Source organism: Chengkuizengella sediminis (genome assembly GCF_010078385.1).
GTDB lineage: Bacteria > Bacillota > Bacilli > Paenibacillales > KCTC-33759 > Chengkuizengella > Chengkuizengella sediminis.
The window spans coordinates 117203-137976 of the sequence record NZ_SIJC01000010.1 but is presented as its reverse complement, the minus strand read 5'-3'; the positions used below and the strand labels follow the sequence as shown (position 1 = coordinate 137976).

Here is a 20774-nt window from a genome sequence, read left to right as displayed (position 1 = left end):
GGAAGGAGCGGAGGTGTAATATGATGAGAATTTTACCTGCTAAACAATTTACTATAAATAGAGAAGTTGAATACGGCTCGGTGGAACAAAATAAAGCTGTACAAAATATTATTGAAACTGTTATACGAGAAAAGGATGAAGCTTTAATTAGATTTACAGAGCAATATGACGGTGTGCAATGTGCTAGCTTAAAAGTATCAAAACAAGAATTAGATGCGGCTTATGACCAAGTTGATGATGAATTCCTAGTCCCTTTAAGAAAAGCTGCAGAAAATATAAGAGTTTTTCATGAAAAACAGAAGCGGAATTCTTGGATGGATCTACAGGAGGATGGTAGCATGTTAGGACAAGTCATCCGACCTTTGAAAAGAGTAGGGATTTATGTGCCTGGGGGAACAGCAGCTTATCCTTCTTCTGTATTGATGAATGCGATTCCTGCACAGGTTGCTGGTGTTTCAGAAATCGTCATGGTGACTCCTCCTTCAACAAACGGGGAAGAAGGGGTTAATCCGTATATTTTAGCGGCAGCTAAAGAGCTTGGCATTCAAGAAGTGTATCGAGTAGGTGGAGCGCAGTCGATTGCAGCTTTGGCATATGGTACGGAAACGATTCATCCTGTTGATAAGATTTGTGGACCAGGAAACATTTATGTTGCTTTGGCTAAACGAGAGGTATATGGCGTAGTTGATATTGACAGCATTGCTGGACCTACAGATATTACGATTTTAGCAGATCAATCTGCGGATGCTTCTTACGTAGCGGCTGATCTTTTATCTCAAGCAGAACATGATGAGCTATCTACTGCTATTTTAGTTACTAACTCCTCGGATCTAGCATCACAAGTTCAAAAAGAAGTGGAAGCTCAAATAAGTGTTCTACCTAGAATGGATATTGCGAGTAAATCTATTCAGCAGAACGGTGTTATTTTAATCGTTGATCATATCGAGGAAGGGATTAAGTTGGTTAATGAATTAGCTCCAGAGCATTTAGAAATCATGGTGGAGGAACCGATGAGCATTTTAGGAAGGATTGAAAATGCAGGCGCGATATTTCTTGGCAGATATAGTGCTGAACCTGTAGGTGATTATTTTGCAGGACCGAATCATATTTTACCCACAAACGGAACCGCTCGGTTTTCTTCTCCTTTAAATGTGGATGATTTCTTGAAAAAATCGAGTGTTATTTATTATAGCAAGGATGCGATTATACAAAATGGTGAATATATTATGCAGCTTGCTAGACAAGAAGGTTTTGAAGGACATGCTAGGTCGATTCAAATTCGTTTAGAAAAGGAAGGAAACCTTGATGGATAAACGTCATTCTCAAATCAAAAGGAAAACCAACGAAACGGATATTTCACTCCAATTGGCAATTGATGGTACTGGGAAAACGGAGATTGAAACGGATGTACCTTTTTTAAATCATATGTTGGATTTGTTCACAAAACATGGACAATTTGATTTAAATGTAAAGGCTAGAGGAGATATAGAAATTGATGATCATCACACCGTTGAAGATATTGGAATATGTTTAGGTCAAACGTTATATAACGCACTTGGAGATAAAAAGGGAATTAAAAGGTATGCAAGTGTTTTTGTTCCAATGGATGAAGCTTTAGCACAAGTGATTATAGATGTTAGCAACCGTCCACACTTTGAATATCGTGCTGAGTATCCTTCTAATTTAGTGGGAGGTTTTTCTACTGAGCTAGTTCATGAATTTTTATGGAAGTTTGCTCTTGAAGCTAGATTAACATTACACGTTATTGTGCATTATGGACAAAACACACACCATATGATTGAAGCTGTGTTTAAAGCACTTGGACGTGCATTGGATGAAGCAACTATGATTGATCCACGTGTTCAAGGAATTCCCTCAACGAAAGGAGTGTTGTAACTTTTGATCGCAATCATTGACTATGGTATGGGCAATTTACACAGTGTAAGTAAAGCAGTAGAAAGATTAGGTTATACCACTTTGGTTACTTCTAGTAAACAAGAGATTCTTGATGCTGATGGAGCTATTTTACCTGGAGTTGGGGCATTTGGAGATGCAATGGAACAATTAAAACAAACCGGACTTCAGGAGGTTGTAAATAAATTTGTAGAAACTGGAAAACCTCTATTGGGTATTTGTTTAGGTATGCAACTTCTTTTTTCAAGCAGTGAAGAGTACGGTGAGCATGAGGGTTTGAATTTGTTACCTGGTCAAGTGACTCGTTTTCAAGGTGATTACAAGATTCCACATATGGGGTGGAATCAATTGAGTATGAAACAGAAGCATCTTTTATTTGAGGGTTTAGAGGAAGGTCATGTATATTTTGTGCATTCTTTTCATGTGCAACTTGATCAACCCACCGATTTGTTAGCAACAACAGAGTACTTTCAGGAGGTTACAGCGATTGTAGGGAGAGATAATGTGTATGGAATGCAGTTTCATCCTGAAAAAAGCGGAACGATAGGAATTAAATTATTAAGTAACTTTTTGAAAATGTCGGAAATATCTGTTTTGAAGTAAAGTTAATGTTATGGAGGAGACTAACATGTCATCATTTACAATTTATCCTGCGATTGATATCTTAGACGGAAAATGTGTACGCTTAGTACAAGGAGACTATAATCAAGAAACGGTATATCATCAAAGTCCAGTTGATGTTGCAAGAACTTGGGAGGAGCAAGGTGCATCATGGATTCATGTTGTAGATTTAGATGGTGCTAAAGCGGGTTATCCTGTGAATGAAAAAATAATTGGGGAAATTGCCTCTGCGGTAAACGTGCCCATTCAAGTGGGTGGAGGCATACGCTCCAAAGAAAATATAAAACAACTCTTAAAGTGCGGTGTATCGAGAGTTATCATTGGAACAGCAGCGATTGAGGATCGCGATTTTGTTGAAGAAGTATTAGAACAATATGGAGACAAAATAGCAATTGGAATAGATGCAAGGGATGGATATGTTGCTACTCGAGGTTGGTTGGAAACCTCTCAAGTAAAAGCAGATGAATTAGCGCTGCAATTAGCTCAAAAAGGAGCAAAAACGTTTATTTTTACAGACATATCTAGAGATGGGATGATGCAAGGACCAAATGTAGAGTCCATCGTTAAGCTGGCTAAAACTTCAGGACAAACAGTCATTGCTTCAGGAGGGGTAAGTGAAACAAATGACTTAAAGAAGTTGGCTGCTCATAAGCAGGATGGCGTAATAGGTGCAATCGTAGGAAAGGCACTATATACGGATAAAATCCATTTAGCTAAAGTGATGGAGGAAGGATTTTAATTTATGTTAGCAAAACGAATTATCCCATGTTTAGATGTGAAAGATGGTCGCGTGGTGAAAGGAGTTAATTTTGTAAATTTACGAGATGCCGGTGATCCAGTTGAATTAGCAGAAATATATGATAAAGAGGGTGCTGATGAACTTGTTTTTTTAGATATATCTGCATCTGTTGAAGGTCGTGCAACAATGGTAGAGGTTGTTAAACAAACGGCAGGTGAGATTGCTATTCCCTTTACTGTAGGTGGAGGGATAAATAGTGTAGAGGATATGAAGAATTTGCTTCGAGCAGGGGCTGATAAAATTGGGATTAATACAGCAGCTATTCAAAATCCTATTTTAGTTTCAGAAGGTGCTCGTAAATTTGGTTCACAATGTATCGTTGTGGCTATCGACGCAAAGTATAATGAGGATTGGAAAGAATGGGAAGTTTATACACATGGAGGTAGAAATGCTACAGGTATCAAAGCCTTATCTTGGGTGAAAGAAGTTGAAAACTTGGGTGCTGGTGAAATTTTATTGACAAGTATGGATGCGGATGGCACAAAAGATGGATTTGATATACAATTAACGAGGGCAGTTTCAGATCTTGTGAGTATTCCTGTGATTGCATCAGGAGGTGCAGGTAAATCTGAACATTTTTATGATGTTTTTTCTCAAGGTAGGGCAGATGCTGGTCTTGCTGCTTCTATTTTTCATTATAAAGAATTATCCATTGATAACGTAAAACAAGAGTTAAAGGAAAAAGGGGTGGAAGTACGTTGACAGATCAACAATTAAAACCATCTGATCCTATGGTTGATCAAACTTTAAATGATCTATTAGACAGAATAACTTGGGATGATCAAGGTTTGGTTCCTGCAATCGTTCAAGATATTAGCAGTAAAGATGTATTGATGATGGCTTATATGAATAAAGAATCATTAAAGTTGTCATTAGAAACAAGAGAAACCTGGTTTTGGAGTAGATCACGTCAAAAGCTATGGCACAAAGGCGAGACATCTGGTCATACCCAATCTATTATAAGGTTGAACTATGATTGTGATGCAGATACTATGTTAGTATTTGTTAATCAAAAAGGTCCTGCTTGCCACACAGGTGAACAAAGCTGCTTTTTTAATGAAGTTGCTGTTTCAAAGTCTGAAGATGATGTACTAAAAGACCATGAGGCAAATAATTTTAACATATTAGCTGTATTAGAATCGGTGATTGCAAAAAGATATGAGGAAAGAACTGAAGGTGCATATACGACTTATTTATTTGATAAAGGAGTCGATAAAATCCTTAAAAAAGTCGGTGAAGAGACTGCGGAAGTCATCATTGCAGCTAAAAATAAAGATAATGAAGAATTGACCTACGAAGTAAGTGACTTAATGTTTCATCTTATGGTATTGTTAAAAGATAGAGATCTACCAATAAAAAATATAATGAAGGAGTTAGAGAAGCGTCATGTTGATTGATTACCATACACATCATGAACGCTGTGGACATGCTTCTGGTTCCTTAGAGGATTACGTAAAAAAAGGCATTGAGATCGGTTTGCAGCAGTTGGGCTTATCGGATCATATGCCTTTAATTCATGTAGACCCAAAAACGTATTTACCGGGAATGGCTATGCCTGCAGATGAAATTCCTAGATATGTCGAAGAATGTTTTTTATTGAAGAAAAAATATAAAAATCAAATTGATATTAAAGTAGGACTTGAGGCAGATTATATTGAAGGGTACGAAACTGAAATTGAAAAAATTATTTCTTCCTACCCATGGGACTATGTCATTGGCTCTGTTCATTTCTTAGGAGAATGGGATATTTCAGATTTCCGACAATTAGATCATTGGGAAAATCGAGATGTAGATGAAGTGTTTGCTCAATATTATGATGCTGTCCAAAAAGCAGTGAAAACTGACCTTTATGATTACATTGGTCATTTAGATGTGATAAAAAGGTTTGGTCGGAAGCCAAAAAGTGATATGATAGAAATAGAGAGGCAAACGTTAAATCTAATTAAGGAACATGGATTAGCGATTGAATTAAATGCCTCTGGTTTACGCATGCCCGTTGAAGAAATGTTTCCAAGTGAACGCATTCTACTTGAATGTCACAAACTCGACATTCCTTTAACGATTGGTTCAGATGCACACAAACCAGAACAGCTTGGTTTGTTTCTAGATCAAGCGCGAAATTTGTTGAAAAAAATAGGTTTTACACAGTTAGCTACATATGATCAGCGCAAGCGGATCATGGTATGTTTATAAATTTTCAGGAGGTAAATCATGAATTATGAATGTGTGAAAGTATTCACAGGATCTGCCAATCCTCAGCTGGCACAACAAATATGTAATAATCTTGGAAAATCATTAGGGAAAATTAAACTTTCCCGATTTAAAAGCGGTGAGATTTATGTCCATTTCGAGGAGTCTATTCGTAATTGTGATGTTTTTCTCGTTCAATCCATTTCACACCCGATTAATGAACATTTGATGGAACTTCTTGTTATGATTGATGCTGCTAAGAGAGCATCTGCAAGAACCGTTCAAGTTGTACTTCCATATTATGGGTATGCTCGTCAAGAGAGGAAAGCAGCACCTCGTGAACCTATTTCAGCAAAGTTAGTTGCGGACTTATTAACTACGGCAGGGACTAGTCGTGTCATTACAATTGATTTACATGCTCCAGCTATTCAAGGTTTTTTTAATATCCCAGTGGATCATTTAACAGCATTGGATCATATCACGCACTATTTAAAAGCACAAAATATTGAAAATCCAATTGTAGTTTCTCCAGATGCAGGTAGAGCATCCACCGCAGAAAAACTAGCGAATTATTTAGACTCACCTTTTGCGATCATGATCAAAAAACGTCCTGCACATAATGAATCAGTGATTACACATATTATTGGGGATGTTAAAGGACAAACACCTATCATTATTGAAGATATGATTGATACTGGAACTACCATTGTTAATGTAGTGGAAGGTTTAAAAGAAAAAGGTGCCAATGATGTTTATGTATGTGCAACACATCCAGTATTCTCTGGTCCAGCCTTAGAAAGGTTAGATCATCCCAATATAAAAGAAATCGTAGTCACCGACTCCATAGCATTGCCTGAAGATCATCCAACTAAATTTAAAGTGATTTCAATGGCTGGCTTACTTGCGGACGCGATAAAAATTATTATGGAGGGTGGATCTATCAGTACATTATTTAAGTCAGGTGGAGTTTAAACCTTTATAGCATTCACATGATTTGAGGTTGTCTTGCCAAATCATAACTTTAATAATCCCCAAAAGGTAAAGAAAAAGGGCTTTCCTTCTTTTTTGCTTTTTGGGGGTTTTGATATGAATGTTACTTTTATTAGGTTATTAAGATATGTTATACTTTGTTTGATTCTTACTTAATAGAGGATATTCAAAAAGTCCACTTTTGATCACGAAGTAGCAAGAGGGAGTGATTTCGACATCGAACCTTGCACTCACATTTGAAGTCCGGTGCTCATGTAACCAATCTCTACACTCCGCTCCGGCTTCTGCATGTTTGCACAATCTTCTCGGTGCTGAAAACTGAACTTTTTGAACCCTTACTTATATGGAGGTGCCTACAGAAATGCAAAGAAAAAGAACAGTGGTTGGAAGAGATAAAACGAATATTGTATCACTGAGCATGAATGCCACATTCTTTTACGAAAAAGCTGTCCATTTTTTGGATCGTTATCAATATGCTAAGGCACTAAAATATTTTAGGAGAGCCATGGAGTTAGAACCGGAAAATGCGGTTAATCATGCTAACTTGGCTGGTGTATATTCTGAATTAGGCGATTATAGAGAATCGAATCAAATTTTAAAAAAGGTACTCGATGAAGTGGATCCTTCCATGACAGAGTGTCATTTTTATATGGCCAATAATTATATGAATATGGATTTATTTGAATCAGCTGAAGAGGCGCTGGTTTCTTATTTAGAAAAAGATGTTGAGGGACAATTTTTAGAAGAATGTGATGAAATGATCGAACTTCTAAGCATTGAACTCAATCGAGATATACCCATCAAAAAATTGAAATCGAAAGAAAAGTTTTTTGATCACGATCGTGCAAGACTTTTATTAGAAGAAGGTAAATGTCCGGAGGCTATTCATCTTTTAGAAAAAATCATCAAAAAATATCCAGATTTTATTGCAGCTCAGAATAACCTAGCCTTAGCATATTACTATATTGGTAACTATGAAAAAACATCTAAGCACATTGAAGAGGTTTTAAAGGTAGATCCAGGAAACTTACACGCTTTATGTAATTTAGCGATATATTATAGACAGATACAAGATGAAGCCAAATTATCAGAAATTTTACAATTGTTAAGCAAAACATACCCATATCTTCCAGATCAGCTTTACAAACTTGCAATGACATTGGGTCTATTAGGCAATCATGAAATGGCATACCATCACTTCTTAAGGTTAATAAAAACAGGAGATGAGGTTATTGAGCCGTCTTTGTTTCATTATGCAGCTGTTGCCGCCTTTAATACAAAAAGGTTTGAGAAGGCATTACGTCTCTGGAAACAAGCAAAGAATATAGATGGTAAAGATATCGTACCCAACTTTTTTATTGAAGAATTTGATAAGTTAATATCTGATCAAGAAATGATGTTAAGCTACCATTACTTTTTACCTTTCGAAGAGCATTTTCATATGCTAGGGAAATGGAAGGAAAATGTATTAAATGAGTGGGATACAAATCATATCGTTCAAACTTCGTTAAAATGGGGTTTGTTTCATGGTACGACGACAAATAAACTTCAAGTTTTAGAAATCATAAGCTTCATTCAGAATAAAGATGTAGAAAAGTTATTAAGGAAATTTCTTTTAGAACCAAATGAAAAAGATAAACTTAAGAGAATCGCTGTATTTTTACTTCGAACTATGAAAGCTTCGGAACCATACGAAATGATAACAACAAATGGGGAAAAACTAAGTATAGATTTATTACCTCTTTCCAATAAGCTTATAAGTTGGGATGAGAAGTGGCATTTGATCATAGACGAAGCTTTAATTCACATGGAAGATCGATATGATTTGCAGCAGAAATATGAGTTGTATACATTGTGGGTTAATTTTCTTACCATGAAATATCCAAATGTACCTAAAATAAATAAACCAAATGGTTGGTCTGCAGCACTTGAATATTTAATCGCAAAAATGTACAATGTTGAACTCACCTATCGTGAAGTCTCGGAAAGATATCAGATATCCGTGTCCACGATCAGAAAAAATATAGATTTAATAAAAAATAACGTTTTGTAATATAAATTACTTTCTTTTTTATATTTTTACTTTATAATGATTACTATAAGATAATTATTATAAAGTACTTGAATGAATTACGTATCGAGGAGGAATTTTTATGTATAAATCAGTTGTTGTAGGAACAGGTCCATCAGGATTAACTGCTGCTATTTATTTAGCTCGCGCAAATCTTGAGCCTTTAGTTATAGATGGACCAGAACCAGGTGGACAATTAACGATCACTACAGATGTAGAGAATTTTCCTGGATTTCCAGATGGAATTATGGGACCTGAATTAATGGACAACATGCGTAAACAAGCTGAAAGATTCGGTGCAAAATTTAAAACTGGATGGGTTAATAAAATAGAACACTCCCAACGTCCTTTCAAATTATTTTTAGAAGGCTCAGAAGAAATTGAAGCACAATCTGTCATAATATCTACTGGAGCATCAGCTAAATTGTTAGGGATACCAGGTGAATCGGAAAATATGGGGCGTGGAGTTAGTGCGTGTGCAACTTGCGACGGATTTTTCTTTAGAGGTAAAAAAGTTATTGTTATAGGTGGAGGAGATTCCGCAATGGAGGAAGCGAACTTCCTTACTAAGTTTGCGACGGATGTGAAAGTGGTTCATCGTAGAAATGAATTACGTGCTTCTAAGATTATGCAGGATTATGCACGTAAGAATGAGAAGGTAAGCTGGGCATTAAATAAAACACCGATTGAAGTTGTAGCTGGAGACAATGGTGTAACAGGATTAAAAGTCAAGGATACTGAAACGGGACAAGAAGAAATTATTGAAACAGACGGCATTTTTGTAGCCATCGGTCATCGTCCAAATACAGGGTTTTTAAAAGGGGTATTAGATACAGATGAAGTGGGATACATCCAAGTAAAACCAGGCACAACACAAACGAATGTAGAAGGTATTTTTGCTTGTGGAGATGTTCAAGACAAAATTTATCGTCAAGCCATTACCGCTGCAGGTTCAGGATGTATGGCTGCATTAGATGCAGAGAAGTATTTAGAAGGAAGCGCAGTCCACGACTGGAGCCAAACGTTATAATACCCACAAAAGTGATGTGAAGGCCGACTAAAGTGGAGAACGCCGGCACCCAAAAAAAGTGAAAAGAAACTCGCCAATCGGCGAGTTTTCTGTTTGCTTATTTCTGATAATTGAAAATTGTCGAAAGAAATCGGTTTATGACATTAGTTTGATAATTACTTAATTGTAATGTTGACCATAGTATTCTTTGCTATAGATAAGTGTCTTGACCTTGTCATAAGCATAGCTTATAGTGAAAGTTAAAAGGTTATTCTAATAACCACATAAAAACGTAGGATTACCTGTTAACACCGACATGTTTAGGTGATAAATGTCGAGACCAGCACGTCCAAAGCAGGGGCACAATCAGAAATGATGGAGGCGATCCATTTCGTTTAAAAAGTCCCCTTTTTTTCATTACATGATGTCAGCGTAGTTAAAGTTGAACATTGTCATTGATGCTGAAAATGGAACTTTTTAGATGAGAAATGAAGTTAAATTAATAAAAAAATTTGAGGTGTAAAGAATGTTAGAGCAGATTTATATAGGTGTAGATCTAGGAGGAACAACCGTTAAAGTTGGAATTTGTGATAGTAAAGGGAAGTTAATTCAAACCTATGAAGGTCCTACGGAATCTGAAGGGGGATATGAACAAGTTACAGACAATATCACAACCTATGTAAAAAAAATTGTTGAAGACTCTACTTTTAGCTGGGACAATGTGGCTGGTATTGGAGCAGGTATTGCAGGATTTGTGGACAAAAATGGATTAGTGAAGAGAGCAGCTAATTTAGGCTGGGAAAATGTCCATGTGAAAAACGTTTTAGAAGAAAAGACCGGGAAGCCAGTCATTGTAAATAATGATGCGAATGTTGCTGCGTTAGGGGAAGTTTGGAGTGGTGCTGGAGCTGGCGTTTCAGATGTCATTTGTTACACGTTAGGTACAGGTGTTGGTGGCGGTATTATTATAGAAGATAAAATACATCAAGGGTTCAATGGGATGGCTGGAGAAATCGGTCATATGTCAGTTGTACCAGATTTGGAAGCTATTCAATGTGGATGCGGGCAAAAAGGGTGTCTTGAAACAGTATCTTCAGCTACAGGTATAATCCGTATGGCTAAAGATGCAGTAGAGAGAGGCGAGAGAACGTCTTTGTCATTGCTTGACACTATTACTGCGAAGGATGTATTTGATGCAGCGAGAGTAAATGATGAGGTATCTATTCGAATCGTAATGAGAGCGGCTTATTATTTAGGAAGATCAATGTCGATGTTGGCATTTGTGTTAAATCCACAAAGATTTATTGTTGGAGGAGGAGTATCAAAAGCAGGAGATATTTTATTTGATCAAATTCAAGAGAATTTTGAGAAATTCACACCAGATGCAATTAAAGAAGGTGTGGATATCGTCCCTGCTACATTAGGGAATGATGCGGGTATCGTTGGTGCTGCAGGTTTGAATTTATTTAAAATTTAGCCTTACCACAAGGGGGAGAAATCATGGAGAACTCCAATCATATAGCTAAATTAGTAATTGTAACGGGAATGTCGGGTGCAGGTAAAACTGTGGCTGTGCAATGTTTAGAAGATTTGGGTTTTTTCTGTGTAGATAATTTACCGCCCGTATTAATTCCTAAGTTTGCTGATTTGATCGAACAATCAAATGGTAGAATTGGTAAAGTTGCGTTAGTGATCGATTTAAGAGGAAGAGAGTTTTTTGAAGCATTATCTGATTCTCTTAATTATATAAAAAACAACCACACAATAAAGTATGAAATCCTATTTTTGGATGCTACAGATTCTGTGCTTGTACAAAGATATAAAGAAAGTCGCAGACGTCATCCATTGGCTTCCGAAGGACTACCGTTAGATGGAATACAGTTAGAGCGTAAAATGCTTGAGGAGTTAAAAGGTTCATCCACCTTGGTTGTGGACACGAGCCATTTAAAATTGGCAGAACTTAAACAAAAAATCTCATCTAGTTTTACTGAAAACCAACAAAATGGAATTCACATTAATGTGATGTCTTTTGGTTTTAAATATGGAACACCTATTGATGCAGACTTAATTTTTGATGTTCGTTTCTTACCAAATCCTCATTATATTGAACAGCTTAGACCCCATACTGGGAAAAACACTGAGGTTTATGATTATGTCATGAAGTGGGGCGACACACAAACCTTTTTAACGAAATTATTAGATTTACTACATTTCTTGATCCCACAATATATCAAGGAAGGCAAAAGTCAAATTGTGATCGGTATTGGATGTACAGGTGGTAAACATAGATCTGTTGCTATCGCTGAGTATTTAGGGAGAATGATCGGCAATAGTGAGTCAGAAGTGATTAGAGTAAGCCACCGAGATTCAGATCGAGACCATTAGTTGGGGGGGGCTTAAATGGATAGTAACTTAGAGCTTCCTAAAATTGTTGTCATAGGTGGCGGTACAGGTCTTTCTGTTATGTTAAGAGGTTTGAAAAAGAAACCTCTAGATATTACAGCCATTGTTACTGTAGCTGATGATGGTGGGAGTTCAGGCATTCTAAGATCTGAACTACAAATTCCTCCACCAGGTGATATTAGGAATGTTATAACAGCCTTAGCAGATGCTGAACCCATACTTTCTCAAGTATTATCTCATCGCTTTACCACTGGGACAGGGCTTGCAGGTCATAGTGTAGGTAATTTAATTCTTGCTGCTATGACAGATATTACTGGTGATTTTGTCACGGGTATAAAAGAACTAAGTAGGGTTTTAGCTGTTAGAGGAAGAGTGCTACCTGCTTCTGGTCAAGCCATTGTTTTAAAGGCAGAGATGGAAGATGGTAGTATTATTGTTGGGGAATCTCAAATCCCAAAAGTGGGAAAAAAGATAAAGAAGGTTTTTATTGAAAAAAGTGAAGTTACTCCTTTGCTGGAGGCAATTGAAGCGATTAAGGAAGCAGATGCCATTTTGATCGGGCCTGGAAGCTTATATACTAGTATCATTCCTAATCTATTAGTTCCTCAAATTGCGGATACGATTGATCAATCTACTGCTGTTAAAATATACGTCAGCAATGTAATGACACAACCAGGAGAAACAGATAATTATACGGTAAACGATCACTTACAGGCTATTTATCAGCATATGGGGTATCATATTTTTGACTATGTCATTGTAAACAATGAAGAAATTCCATCACATGTTCAACAAAAGTATGCAGAAAAAGGTGCCTTACCAGTAAAAGTAGATTTAGATGAGATTTTAAAAAACGGTTTTGAAGTCATATCTGACAAACTTGTGTTATATCGAACTTATTTACGGCATGATGCTGAAAAACTGAGCATGCATATTTATCAATTAGTTGAACGTGGGTTGTCAAGGAAGAGGTGATTCGTTTGTCCTTTGCGGCACAAACGAAAAAAGAACTAACGTTGATTGAAGTAGATCGCTGCTGTGCGATGGCTGAGCTTTCAGCACTAATTCGTATGAATGGAACGATTAAAATAACCAATCAGAGAGTGGTATTGGATATTTTAACTGAGAATGCAGCAATAGCTAGGAGAATGTATTCTTTAATAAAAAAACAATTTAACATTCATACTGAAATTTTAGTTCAAAAGAAAATGCGGTTGAAGAAAAATAATGTTTATATTGTTCGAATACCTGATCAAGTTCAGTCACTATTGTCTGATCTGAGAATTGTATCAGAAGGGTTTATTTTTAAAACGAACATTGATCAACAAATCATTCAAGATACATGCTGTAAAAGAGCATACTTAAGAGGTGCTTTTCTTGCAGCGGGGTCAGTTAATAATCCAGAAGGCTCTTCGTATCATCTTGAAATTGCTTCAATGTATGAGGATCATTGTAATGCTCTTTGTGATTTAGCAAATGAATTTGATTTAAACGCTAGATGTATTGAAAGGAAAAAAGGATTCATTTTTTACATCAAAGAAGGGGAGAAGATCATTTATTTGTTAAATATAATCGGTGCTCACCAAGCTTTGCTCAAATTTGAAGATGTTCGGATTATGAGAGATATGCGCAATTCAGTGAATAGGCTGGTGAACTGTGAGACAGCTAATCTTAATAAAACGATTGGTGCTGCAATGAGACAAATAGATAATATCAAACTGATTCAAGAAACAATGGGTTTGGATCATTTACCAGATAAATTGAGGGAAGTTGCAGAATTAAGATTACAGCATCCAGATTTAAATTTAACAGAGTTAGGTGAACTTTTAAGAGATAAGGTTAGTAAATCAGGAGTAAATCATCGCTTAAGAAAGATTGATAAGATAGCGGAGCAGATTAGGAATTGATTTCATATCTCTTTGAGAAGGCTTTATTAAGAGGTTTTCTTTATAGAATTAAAACGTTAATAGTGGTATAATATAAATATTTATAGAAGTAGTATAGGGGGTATTGAGGTTAATGGTTAATCACCCAGTCGTTGTAAAGTTAAAAACAGGACTTCATGCAAGACCAGCTGCATTGTTTGTACAAGAAGCTAATAAGTTTTCTTCAGAAATTTTTGTAGAAAAAGATGATAAAAAAGTAAATGCAAAAAGTATTATGGGAATTATGAGTTTAGCTATTAGTTCAGGTACGGAAATTAATATTAGCGCTGAAGGTTCTGATGCAGAACTAGCTGTAAACGCTCTAGTTGATTTATGCAGTAAGGAAGAATTAGAAACTCAGTAATGAATCATAAACAATGCAAGCCAGTGTTTAGCTTCTTCTTAGGAAGCTTGAATGCTGGTTTTTTACTTTTATACAAAATAAAGCCACGAATTTAATTTTCTCTTCTTCTCTTTTAAAACTGCAACCTTTTGTTTCCATGTATCGTCTAATTGTTTGAGAAGAGTCTTAATAAGAGGGGATGTTTTTTTATATGACGATGAAGCGGTTGTCCATATTGGTTTTTACCTTCATTTTAGCTACGATGACTTGGTTTATCATTTTACAAATCTCAGAAGGAAATGGAAAGGTTCAAGCTGAAGAAACTCAAACGACTAATAGTAATTCGATAACGGTTTCTGGTAACGGTGAGCTTACAGTCGAACCTGATGTTGCCTTCGTAACAGTGGCAATTGAAACAAAGGGGGATACAGCCAAAAATTCACAAGAGGAAAATGCCAAGATAGTGAAAGAAGTAGAGAACGTCATATCTGATACGTTTAAACTCAAAAAAGAAGATATACAAACCATTAGATTTAATGTTTATCCAAAGTATCAGTACAAAGAGAACCAGGCACCAGTATTATTAGGTTATGAAACAAATCATTCTTTGAAAATTACTTATAGAGATATACAACAAATTGGAAAATTGCTGGATGACTTAACAAAAGCAGGCGTAAATCGAGTAGACAACATTCAATTTGATACTGAAAAATCAGATGAATATGAATTAGCTGCGATTGAAAAGGCAATGAAGAATGCGAAGAAGAAAGCTGAAGTGATTGCCAAAGCGGAAAATAAAAATATCAAAGGCATCATTCATGTCGTTCAAGGAAACCCTACTTTTAGCAATCCGATTTCTCCATATGCATTAACAGAAGCAGAATTTTCAATGGATAATAACAATACGTCCATATCTAGTGGACAAATAAAAATCACTACGAATGTTAGTGTACAATATGAATTTTAATACACCCACAAAAGTGAGGTGAATCTCGGTAGAATAATTCTATTACTTTTGCGGGGCCGAGATCATAATGAAAAGATATTTGTTAAAAATAAGATAAAAGTTCATTCTAAAGGAGAGATTAAAGATGCAAATCACAAAAAAAAGAATTTCTATTATTGCACTAAGCATAGTGTTGGCTGCAGCAGCTTGGGTAGGTTTTTTCCAATCTACTAATGTAAAGGGAAGTGTAGAGGCACAGGAAGGTCAGACAAAGAGCCATACAATCACAGTGACAGGTAACGGAGAAATTATGGTAGAACCTGACGTAGCTTATGTTCAAGTTACAGTTGAAACAAAAGCAGACACAGCTAAAAAATCACAGGATGAAAATGCAAAAATTATGGCAAATGTTGAGAAAGTGTTGTACGACACATATAAGTTTAAAAAAGAAGATGTGAAAACAACAAGGTTTAATGTTCAACCAGAATATCAGTATATACAGGATGAAGCACCAAAATTGTTAGGTTACAAAACAAGCCATACTCTACAAATCACATATAGAGAGATAGATGAGATTGGTAAATTAGTAGATGATTTAACTAAAGCGGGTGTAAACCGTGTGGACAATATCCAGTTCGGAACAGAAAAATCAGATGAGTATGAATTAGAAGCGATTGAAAAAGCGATGGCAAATGCAAAGGAAAAAGCAACTACGATTGCAAAAACTGAAAATAAATCGATCAAAGGCATAGTAAATGTGGTTCAAGGTCGAGGTGTATCTATCAGTCCTCTTGGTGGTGCTACTGCTAAATTATATGCCGCTGAAGACTCATCTACTTCTATATCAACTGGTCAGATTAGTATTACAACACAAGTAACAGTGCAATACGACTTTTAAAATACCCCAAAATAACATTACAAAAAGTGAAAAAAGGCTTCGTAACTAAAACAGACCGTTCTATTAAGAACGGTCTGTTTTGTAAGTTATTATGATTTATTTTACTTTTTCAATTACTTCATCAATTAGACCATATTCCTTAGCTTCATCCGCACTCATAAAGTAATCACGGTCAGTATCTTTTTGAATTTTCTTTAAAGTTTGACCTGAACGATCAGCTAAAATACGATTTAATTTGTCTTTCATATTTACTATTCTTTTCGCTCTGATTTCAATATCACTCGCTTGACCTTCAGCACCACCAAGAGGTTGGTGAATCATAACTTCACTATTAGGTAAAGCATAACGTTTACCTTTTTCACCAGCAGCTAATAGGAAAGCTCCCATAGATGCTGCCATACCAACACAGATTGTAGAAACGTCTGGTTTAATAAACTGCATCGTATCAAAAATAGCCATTCCCGCAGTAATGGAACCACCAGGACTATTAATATATAAACTAATATCTTTGTCAGGATCATCAGATGCTAAAAATAACATTTGTGCAATGATGGAATTAGAAACGACATCATTTACGGGACTTCCGAGAAAAATAATGCGGTCTTTAAGAAGCCTTGAATAAATATCATATGCACGTTCTCCACGATTAGATTGTTCGACAACCATAGGTACGTAATTCATAAAATATACCTCCCAATTTATTGAAATGAATTTTTAAATATCATGTAGTATACATCATAACTTAAAAGCACACCAAAGGTCAAGAAAGGTCAAACAAAGATCAAAAAAAATGATTCATATTTATGGCGCGCTCGCGAGGAATTGAACCTCGATCTCAGGTTCCGGAGACCTGCGTCATATCCATTGGACCACGAGCGCAAATAAAAGTACACAGTACTTGCTATTATATGATATACCTAACATAAAATCAATACATTCAATTCGTGACTTTTGGATATATAATGGAGTTTATAAGCTTTACATTCTTACACTAAAGAGGTATAATTATTTCGAAAGCTGTTTAAATGGCTGTTTATTTTTTTGTCATAGTGGGACTTAAAATGATTATATGGGACAAATAAAGTCCAACGCAGTGAAACAACTCACTACAACTTAGATTTAATCAAACCTGCTAAGTATTTACAATCACGTATTCTCAGTTTTATAACCATTCGTAATAGAAGGTGAGTTTTTACGGAATGTTAATACAGGATGAATTGATTTGGAGTGAACACGTTTGCGGAAAATACTAGATATACAGAAACAGTTATTGCCTGATTTAACAGAAGTTTTAAATAAGCGATATACTATTTTGCATCATTTATTGCTTTCAGGTGTAGTCGGTCGAAGAACATTAGCTTCATCGTTGAATATGACAGAAAGAATATTAAGAGCAGAAGTTAATTTTTTGAAAGCTCAGGGACTTTTAGAGATTGAAACGATAGGTATGAGAATTAGTAACTCTGGAAAAGAACTTATAGAACAACTTCGTCCCATTATGAAGGAGTTATTAGGATTAACAGACCTTGAAGAACAAATTCAGAGTCGTTATGAATTAAAGCAAGTGGTCATAGTACCAGGAGATTCTGACTTCTCAGACTATTCGAAAAAAGAACTAGGTCGTGCTGGTGCGGCGATGTTGCTAAAATATGCTGCTAAAGAAGATATTATTGCAGTAGCTGGTGGTTCAACTACTTCAGAAATTGCAAATCAATTATCGGCATCTACTCATTTAAAAGGAAATTTATTCGTTCCTGCTAGAGGTGGATTAGGGGAAATGCTTGAGCTTCAAGCGAATACAATCGCATCAAGTATGGCCAAGAGGACAGGAGCTGGGTATCGACTGCTTCATGTACCAGACCACTTAAGTGAAGATGCTTATCAATCCTTGATTCAAGAACCTAATATTAAAGAAATTATTGATGTTATTCGAAAGTCTCGCATGGTTGTGCATGGAATAGGTGAAGCTATGGTTATGGCTGATAGACGAAAAGTGGATGATACAACTAGGAAAATCCTAGAGTCCGAGGGGGCGCTTGCAGAAGCATTTGGATACTATTTTAATCACAGAGGAGAAGTCGTTCATCAAATTCCTACAATTGGTTTAAGAATTGAAGATATAGGGCGGACTGAAATTGTCATTGGTGTAGCTGGCGGTAGCAGTAAGGCAGAAGCAATATCAGCTGTTTTGAAATTTGGTCATGAGAATGTTTTAGTCATCGATGAAGGTGCCGCGACAAAAATGGTAGAAGTCATGTGAAATTTATCAATTAATGAGTCATCATGACGTGCTTAAATGCCGTCTTGAAAATAATATATTTATTACTTTAGGGAGGAAATTTATTATGGTTAAAGTTGGAATTAATGGTTTTGGACGTATTGGACGTAACGTATTTCGTGCAGCATTAAATAATCCAGAGGTTGAAATTGTTGCAATTAATGATTTAACAGATGTGAACATGTTAGCGCATCTTTTAAAATATGATACAACTCATGGAAGATTAGATGCTACAGTTGAAGTTGGTGAAGCTTCACTAGTTGTAAATGGAAAAGAAATTAAAGTTTTTGCTGAACGTGATCCAGGAAACCTTCCTTGGGGAGATTACGGGGTAGAAATCGTTGTTGAATCTACAGGTATCTTCACTGAAAAGTCTAAAGCGGAAGCACATTTAAAAGGTGGAGCGAAAAAAGTAATTATCTCTGCACCTGCTAAAAACGAAGATGTTACCGTTGTATTAGGTGTTAACGAAGAACAATATGATGCAGCGAATCACACTGTAATTTCCAACGCATCTTGTACAACAAACTGTTTAGCACCATTTGCTAAAGTGCTTAGCGATAACTTTGGTATTGTAAAAGGAATGATGACAACCGTTCACTCCTATACAAATGATCAAAACACATTAGACTTACCACACAAAGATGCTCGTCGTGCACGTGCAGCTGCTGAAAACATTATTCCATCTACAACAGGGGCAGCAAAGGCAGTTTCTCTTGTATTACCAGAATTAAAAGGGAAATTAAATGGTATGGCAATGCGTGTGCCAACACCTAATGTTTCAGTAACTGATTTAGTTGTAGAATTAGAGAGAAACGTAACTGTGGAAGATGTAAACAATGCTTTAAAAGCAGCATCTGAAGGCCCATTAAAAGGAATTTTAAACTATTCTGAAGAACCTCTTGTATCTAGCGATTACAATGGTGATCCTGCTTCTTCTACAATTGATGCACTTTCTACAATGGTAGTTGGAGATAACATGGTAAAAGTAGTTTCTTGGTATGATAACGAATGGGGTTATTCTTGTCGAGTAGTTGATCTTTGTAGCTATGTTGCAAGTAAAGGATTATAATATTATTTAAATAGATATGATAGGAGGAGGAGAAAAATTTTCTCCTCTTTCCTCATTCTAATTTTCTTTTTAGGTAGAACTATGAGACGCAGGAGTATTTGTTACATAAAACCATAAGGAGGCTTACTTTTTATGAATAAACAAAGTATTCGTGATGTAGATGTAAATGGAAAAAAAGTTTTTGTACGCGTAGATTTTAATGTGCCTTTGAAGGATGGAAGGATCACAGATGACACACGTATTCGTGCAACATTGCCAACCATTCAACACTTGGTGGAGCAAGGTGCAAAAGTGATACTTGCAAGTCATTTAGGACGTCCTAAAGGTAATGTAGTTGAGGAAATGAGATTGACACCTGCTGCGGAACGGTTATCTAAGCTTATTGGAAAACCAGTAAAAAAATTAGATGAAGCTTTCGGACCTGCGGTTCAAGCCGAAATTGATCAATTAAATAACGGGGATATTGTTGTATTAGAAAATACTCGTTTTTATGCGGGTGAAGAAAAAAATGATCCTGAATTGGCCAAAGCTTTTGCTGATTTAGCAGACTTATATGTGAATGATGCTTTTGGAGCAGCTCATAGAGCGCATGCTTCAACAGAAGGAATTGCCAAACACATCCCAGCAGTTGCAGGATTTTTAATGGAAAAAGAGCTTGAAGTTTTAGGGAAAGCATTAAATAATCCAGAGCGACCATTCACAGCGATTGTGGGTGGGGCAAAAGTAAAAGATAAAATTGACGTTATTAATAAGTTAATTGAAATTGCGGATGACATTATCATCGGCGGTGGACTAGCTTATACGTTTATTAAAGCCCAAGGAAATGAGATTGGTAAATCATTAGTGGATAATGAGAAGTTGGATCTAGCTTTAGAATTTATTCAAAAGGCGAAAGATAAAGGTGTAAATTTCCACCTTCCAGTTGATGTTGTTGTGACTGATGATTTCAGTGCAGATGCAAATACGCAAATCGTGAATATAGATGAAATTCCAGCCGATTGGGAAGGCATAGATATCGGACCAAAATCACGAGAAAAATATAAAGAAATTATTTTGAATTCTAAATTAGTCGTATGGAATGGGCCAATGGGTGTGTTTGAAATCCAACCTTTTTCTCACGGTACAAAAGCCGTAGCACAAGCTTGTGCGGAAACATCCGGTTACACTGTCATTGGTGGAGGAGATTCTGCAGCGGCTGTAGAGAAATTTGATTTTGCTGATAAAATGGATCATATTTCAACAGGTGGAGGTGCTTCTCTTGAATTTATGGAAGGAAAAGCATTGCCAGGTGTTGTTGCTTTGAACGATAAGTAAG

General features: G+C 36.1%; 21 protein-coding genes and 1 tRNA gene. 20 read left to right on the top strand and 2 right to left on the bottom strand.

The window, feature by feature from the left end; translation table 11 throughout:
• Positions 1-23 precede the first annotated feature (23 nt).
• From hisD to EPK97_RS17595, 17 genes are all read left to right on the top strand, one after another.
• Positions 24-1313 carry a histidinol dehydrogenase gene (hisD, locus tag EPK97_RS17675; RefSeq protein WP_162037989.1) on the top strand — a complete coding sequence of 430 codons (1290 nt, stop codon included), beginning with the start codon at positions 24-26 and terminating at the stop codon, positions 1311-1313.
• Positions 1306-1896, top strand: coding sequence for an imidazoleglycerol-phosphate dehydratase HisB (gene hisB, locus EPK97_RS17670; protein ID WP_162037957.1), 591 nt, complete (start codon positions 1306-1308; stop codon positions 1894-1896). The genes hisD and hisB overlap by 8 nt, the downstream gene beginning before the upstream one ends.
• 3 nt (positions 1897-1899) lie before the next feature.
• Positions 1900-2517, top strand: a complete 618-nt coding sequence (gene hisH, locus EPK97_RS17665; RefSeq protein WP_162037956.1) for an imidazole glycerol phosphate synthase subunit HisH — start codon at positions 1900-1902, stop codon at positions 2515-2517.
• Positions 2518-2542: 25 nt separating this feature from the next.
• A complete protein-coding gene (gene hisA, locus EPK97_RS17660; RefSeq protein WP_162037955.1) occupies positions 2543-3274 on the top strand; it encodes a 1-(5-phosphoribosyl)-5-[(5-phosphoribosylamino)methylideneamino]imidazole-4-carboxamide isomerase in 732 nt (243 codons plus the stop codon).
• A 3-nt stretch (positions 3275-3277) separates the two neighbouring features.
• A complete protein-coding gene (hisF, locus tag EPK97_RS17655) occupies positions 3278-4036 on the top strand; it encodes an imidazole glycerol phosphate synthase subunit HisF (RefSeq protein ID WP_162037954.1) in 759 nt (252 codons plus the stop codon).
• Between the two features lie 29 nt (positions 4037-4065).
• Positions 4066-4731, top strand: a complete 666-nt coding sequence (gene hisIE / locus EPK97_RS17650; protein WP_162037988.1) for a bifunctional phosphoribosyl-AMP cyclohydrolase/phosphoribosyl-ATP diphosphatase HisIE — start codon at positions 4066-4068, stop codon at positions 4729-4731.
• A complete protein-coding gene (hisJ, locus tag EPK97_RS17645; protein ID WP_162037953.1) occupies positions 4721-5527 on the top strand; it encodes a histidinol-phosphatase HisJ in 807 nt (268 codons plus the stop codon). The genes hisIE and hisJ overlap by 11 nt, the downstream gene beginning before the upstream one ends.
• Before the next feature lie 18 nt (positions 5528-5545).
• Positions 5546-6496, top strand: coding sequence for a ribose-phosphate diphosphokinase (locus EPK97_RS17640; protein ID WP_162037952.1), 951 nt, complete (start codon positions 5546-5548; stop codon positions 6494-6496).
• Positions 6497-6875: 379 nt separating this feature from the next.
• Positions 6876-8567 carry a tetratricopeptide repeat protein gene (locus EPK97_RS17635; RefSeq protein WP_162037951.1) on the top strand — a complete coding sequence of 564 codons (1692 nt, stop codon included), beginning with the start codon at positions 6876-6878 and terminating at the stop codon, positions 8565-8567.
• Positions 8568-8667: 100 nt separating this feature from the next.
• Positions 8668-9615: a thioredoxin-disulfide reductase gene (trxB, locus tag EPK97_RS17630; protein WP_162037950.1), complete on the top strand. Its 948-nt coding sequence runs from the start codon at positions 8668-8670 to the stop codon at positions 9613-9615.
• A 505-nt stretch (positions 9616-10120) separates the two neighbouring features.
• Positions 10121-11071, top strand: coding sequence for an ROK family glucokinase (locus EPK97_RS17625; protein WP_162037949.1), 951 nt, complete (start codon positions 10121-10123; stop codon positions 11069-11071).
• Positions 11072-11094: 23 nt separating this feature from the next.
• Positions 11095-11979, top strand: a complete 885-nt coding sequence (gene rapZ / locus EPK97_RS17620; protein WP_162037948.1) for an RNase adapter RapZ — start codon at positions 11095-11097, stop codon at positions 11977-11979.
• A gap of 15 nt (positions 11980-11994) precedes the next feature.
• The gene (locus EPK97_RS17615) at positions 11995-12972 is read left to right on the top strand and encodes a gluconeogenesis factor YvcK family protein (protein ID WP_162037947.1); all 978 of its coding nucleotides are present in this window, start codon (positions 11995-11997) and stop codon (positions 12970-12972) included.
• A gap of 5 nt (positions 12973-12977) precedes the next feature.
• Complete coding sequence (gene whiA, locus EPK97_RS17610) at positions 12978-13904, top strand: DNA-binding protein WhiA (protein ID WP_162037946.1); 927 nt, start codon at positions 12978-12980, stop codon at positions 13902-13904.
• Positions 13905-14016: 112 nt separating this feature from the next.
• Positions 14017-14286 carry an HPr family phosphocarrier protein gene (locus EPK97_RS17605; RefSeq protein ID WP_162037945.1) on the top strand — a complete coding sequence of 90 codons (270 nt, stop codon included), beginning with the start codon at positions 14017-14019 and terminating at the stop codon, positions 14284-14286.
• Positions 14287-14476: 190 nt separating this feature from the next.
• Complete coding sequence (locus tag EPK97_RS17600; protein WP_162037944.1) at positions 14477-15232, top strand: SIMPL domain-containing protein; 756 nt, start codon at positions 14477-14479, stop codon at positions 15230-15232.
• Positions 15233-15356: 124 nt separating this feature from the next.
• Positions 15357-16109: an SIMPL domain-containing protein gene (locus EPK97_RS17595; RefSeq protein ID WP_162037943.1), complete on the top strand. Its 753-nt coding sequence runs from the start codon at positions 15357-15359 to the stop codon at positions 16107-16109.
• A gap of 96 nt (positions 16110-16205) precedes the next feature.
• Here the strand turns inward: EPK97_RS17595 and clpP are convergent, their stop codons facing one another.
• Positions 16206-16790, bottom strand: a complete 585-nt coding sequence (gene clpP / locus EPK97_RS17590; RefSeq protein WP_162037942.1) for an ATP-dependent Clp endopeptidase proteolytic subunit ClpP — start codon at positions 16788-16790, stop codon at positions 16206-16208.
• Positions 16791-16913: 123 nt separating this feature from the next.
• A tRNA-Arg gene (locus EPK97_RS17585) sits at positions 16914-16988 on the bottom strand.
• 358 nt (positions 16989-17346) lie between these two features.
• On the opposite strand from EPK97_RS17585, the gene EPK97_RS17580 reads away from it, so the two are divergent.
• From EPK97_RS17580 to EPK97_RS17570, 3 genes are all read left to right on the top strand, one after another.
• Entirely contained in the window at positions 17347-18369 is a 1023-nt protein-coding gene (locus tag EPK97_RS17580) for a sugar-binding transcriptional regulator (protein ID WP_162037941.1), read from the top strand.
• A gap of 85 nt (positions 18370-18454) precedes the next feature.
• Positions 18455-19459 carry a type I glyceraldehyde-3-phosphate dehydrogenase gene (gene gap / locus EPK97_RS17575; RefSeq protein ID WP_162037940.1) on the top strand — a complete coding sequence of 335 codons (1005 nt, stop codon included), beginning with the start codon at positions 18455-18457 and terminating at the stop codon, positions 19457-19459.
• Between the two features lie 132 nt (positions 19460-19591).
• Positions 19592-20773, top strand: coding sequence for a phosphoglycerate kinase (locus EPK97_RS17570; RefSeq protein WP_162037939.1), 1182 nt, complete (start codon positions 19592-19594; stop codon positions 20771-20773).
• The last annotated feature ends 1 nt before the right edge of the window (position 20774 follow it).

What these genes read in the sequence shown, in the direction of transcription:
- rapZ (WP_162037948.1), top strand. Translation starts at nt 11,095, where the DNA reads ATGGAGAACTCCAATCATATAGCTAAATTAGTAATTGTAACGGGAATG.
- EPK97_RS17640 (WP_162037952.1), top strand. Translation starts at nt 5,546, where the DNA reads ATGAATTATGAATGTGTGAAAGTATTCACAGGATCTGCCAATCCTCAG.
- EPK97_RS17615 (WP_162037947.1), top strand. Translation starts at nt 11,995, where the DNA reads ATGGATAGTAACTTAGAGCTTCCTAAAATTGTTGTCATAGGTGGCGGT.
- EPK97_RS17570 (WP_162037939.1), top strand. Translation starts at nt 19,592, where the DNA reads ATGAATAAACAAAGTATTCGTGATGTAGATGTAAATGGAAAAAAAGTT.
- hisB (WP_162037957.1), top strand. Translation starts at nt 1,306, where the DNA reads ATGGATAAACGTCATTCTCAAATCAAAAGGAAAACCAACGAAACGGAT.
- clpP (WP_162037942.1), bottom strand. Translation starts at nt 16,790, where the DNA reads ATGAATTACGTACCTATGGTTGTCGAACAATCTAATCGTGGAGAACGT.
- hisD (WP_162037989.1), top strand. Translation starts at nt 24, where the DNA reads ATGAGAATTTTACCTGCTAAACAATTTACTATAAATAGAGAAGTTGAA.
- hisF (WP_162037954.1), top strand. Translation starts at nt 3,278, where the DNA reads ATGTTAGCAAAACGAATTATCCCATGTTTAGATGTGAAAGATGGTCGC.
- EPK97_RS17595 (WP_162037943.1), top strand. Translation starts at nt 15,357, where the DNA reads ATGCAAATCACAAAAAAAAGAATTTCTATTATTGCACTAAGCATAGTG.
- hisA (WP_162037955.1), top strand. Translation starts at nt 2,543, where the DNA reads ATGTCATCATTTACAATTTATCCTGCGATTGATATCTTAGACGGAAAA.
- hisJ (WP_162037953.1), top strand. Translation starts at nt 4,721, where the DNA reads ATGTTGATTGATTACCATACACATCATGAACGCTGTGGACATGCTTCT.
- EPK97_RS17605 (WP_162037945.1), top strand. Translation starts at nt 14,017, where the DNA reads ATGGTTAATCACCCAGTCGTTGTAAAGTTAAAAACAGGACTTCATGCA.
- EPK97_RS17625 (WP_162037949.1), top strand. Translation starts at nt 10,121, where the DNA reads ATGTTAGAGCAGATTTATATAGGTGTAGATCTAGGAGGAACAACCGTT.
- EPK97_RS17635 (WP_162037951.1), top strand. Translation starts at nt 6,876, where the DNA reads ATGCAAAGAAAAAGAACAGTGGTTGGAAGAGATAAAACGAATATTGTA.
- hisIE (WP_162037988.1), top strand. Translation starts at nt 4,066, where the DNA reads ATGGTTGATCAAACTTTAAATGATCTATTAGACAGAATAACTTGGGAT.
- gap (WP_162037940.1), top strand. Translation starts at nt 18,455, where the DNA reads ATGGTTAAAGTTGGAATTAATGGTTTTGGACGTATTGGACGTAACGTA.
- EPK97_RS17600 (WP_162037944.1), top strand. Translation starts at nt 14,477, where the DNA reads ATGACGATGAAGCGGTTGTCCATATTGGTTTTTACCTTCATTTTAGCT.
- trxB (WP_162037950.1), top strand. Translation starts at nt 8,668, where the DNA reads ATGTATAAATCAGTTGTTGTAGGAACAGGTCCATCAGGATTAACTGCT.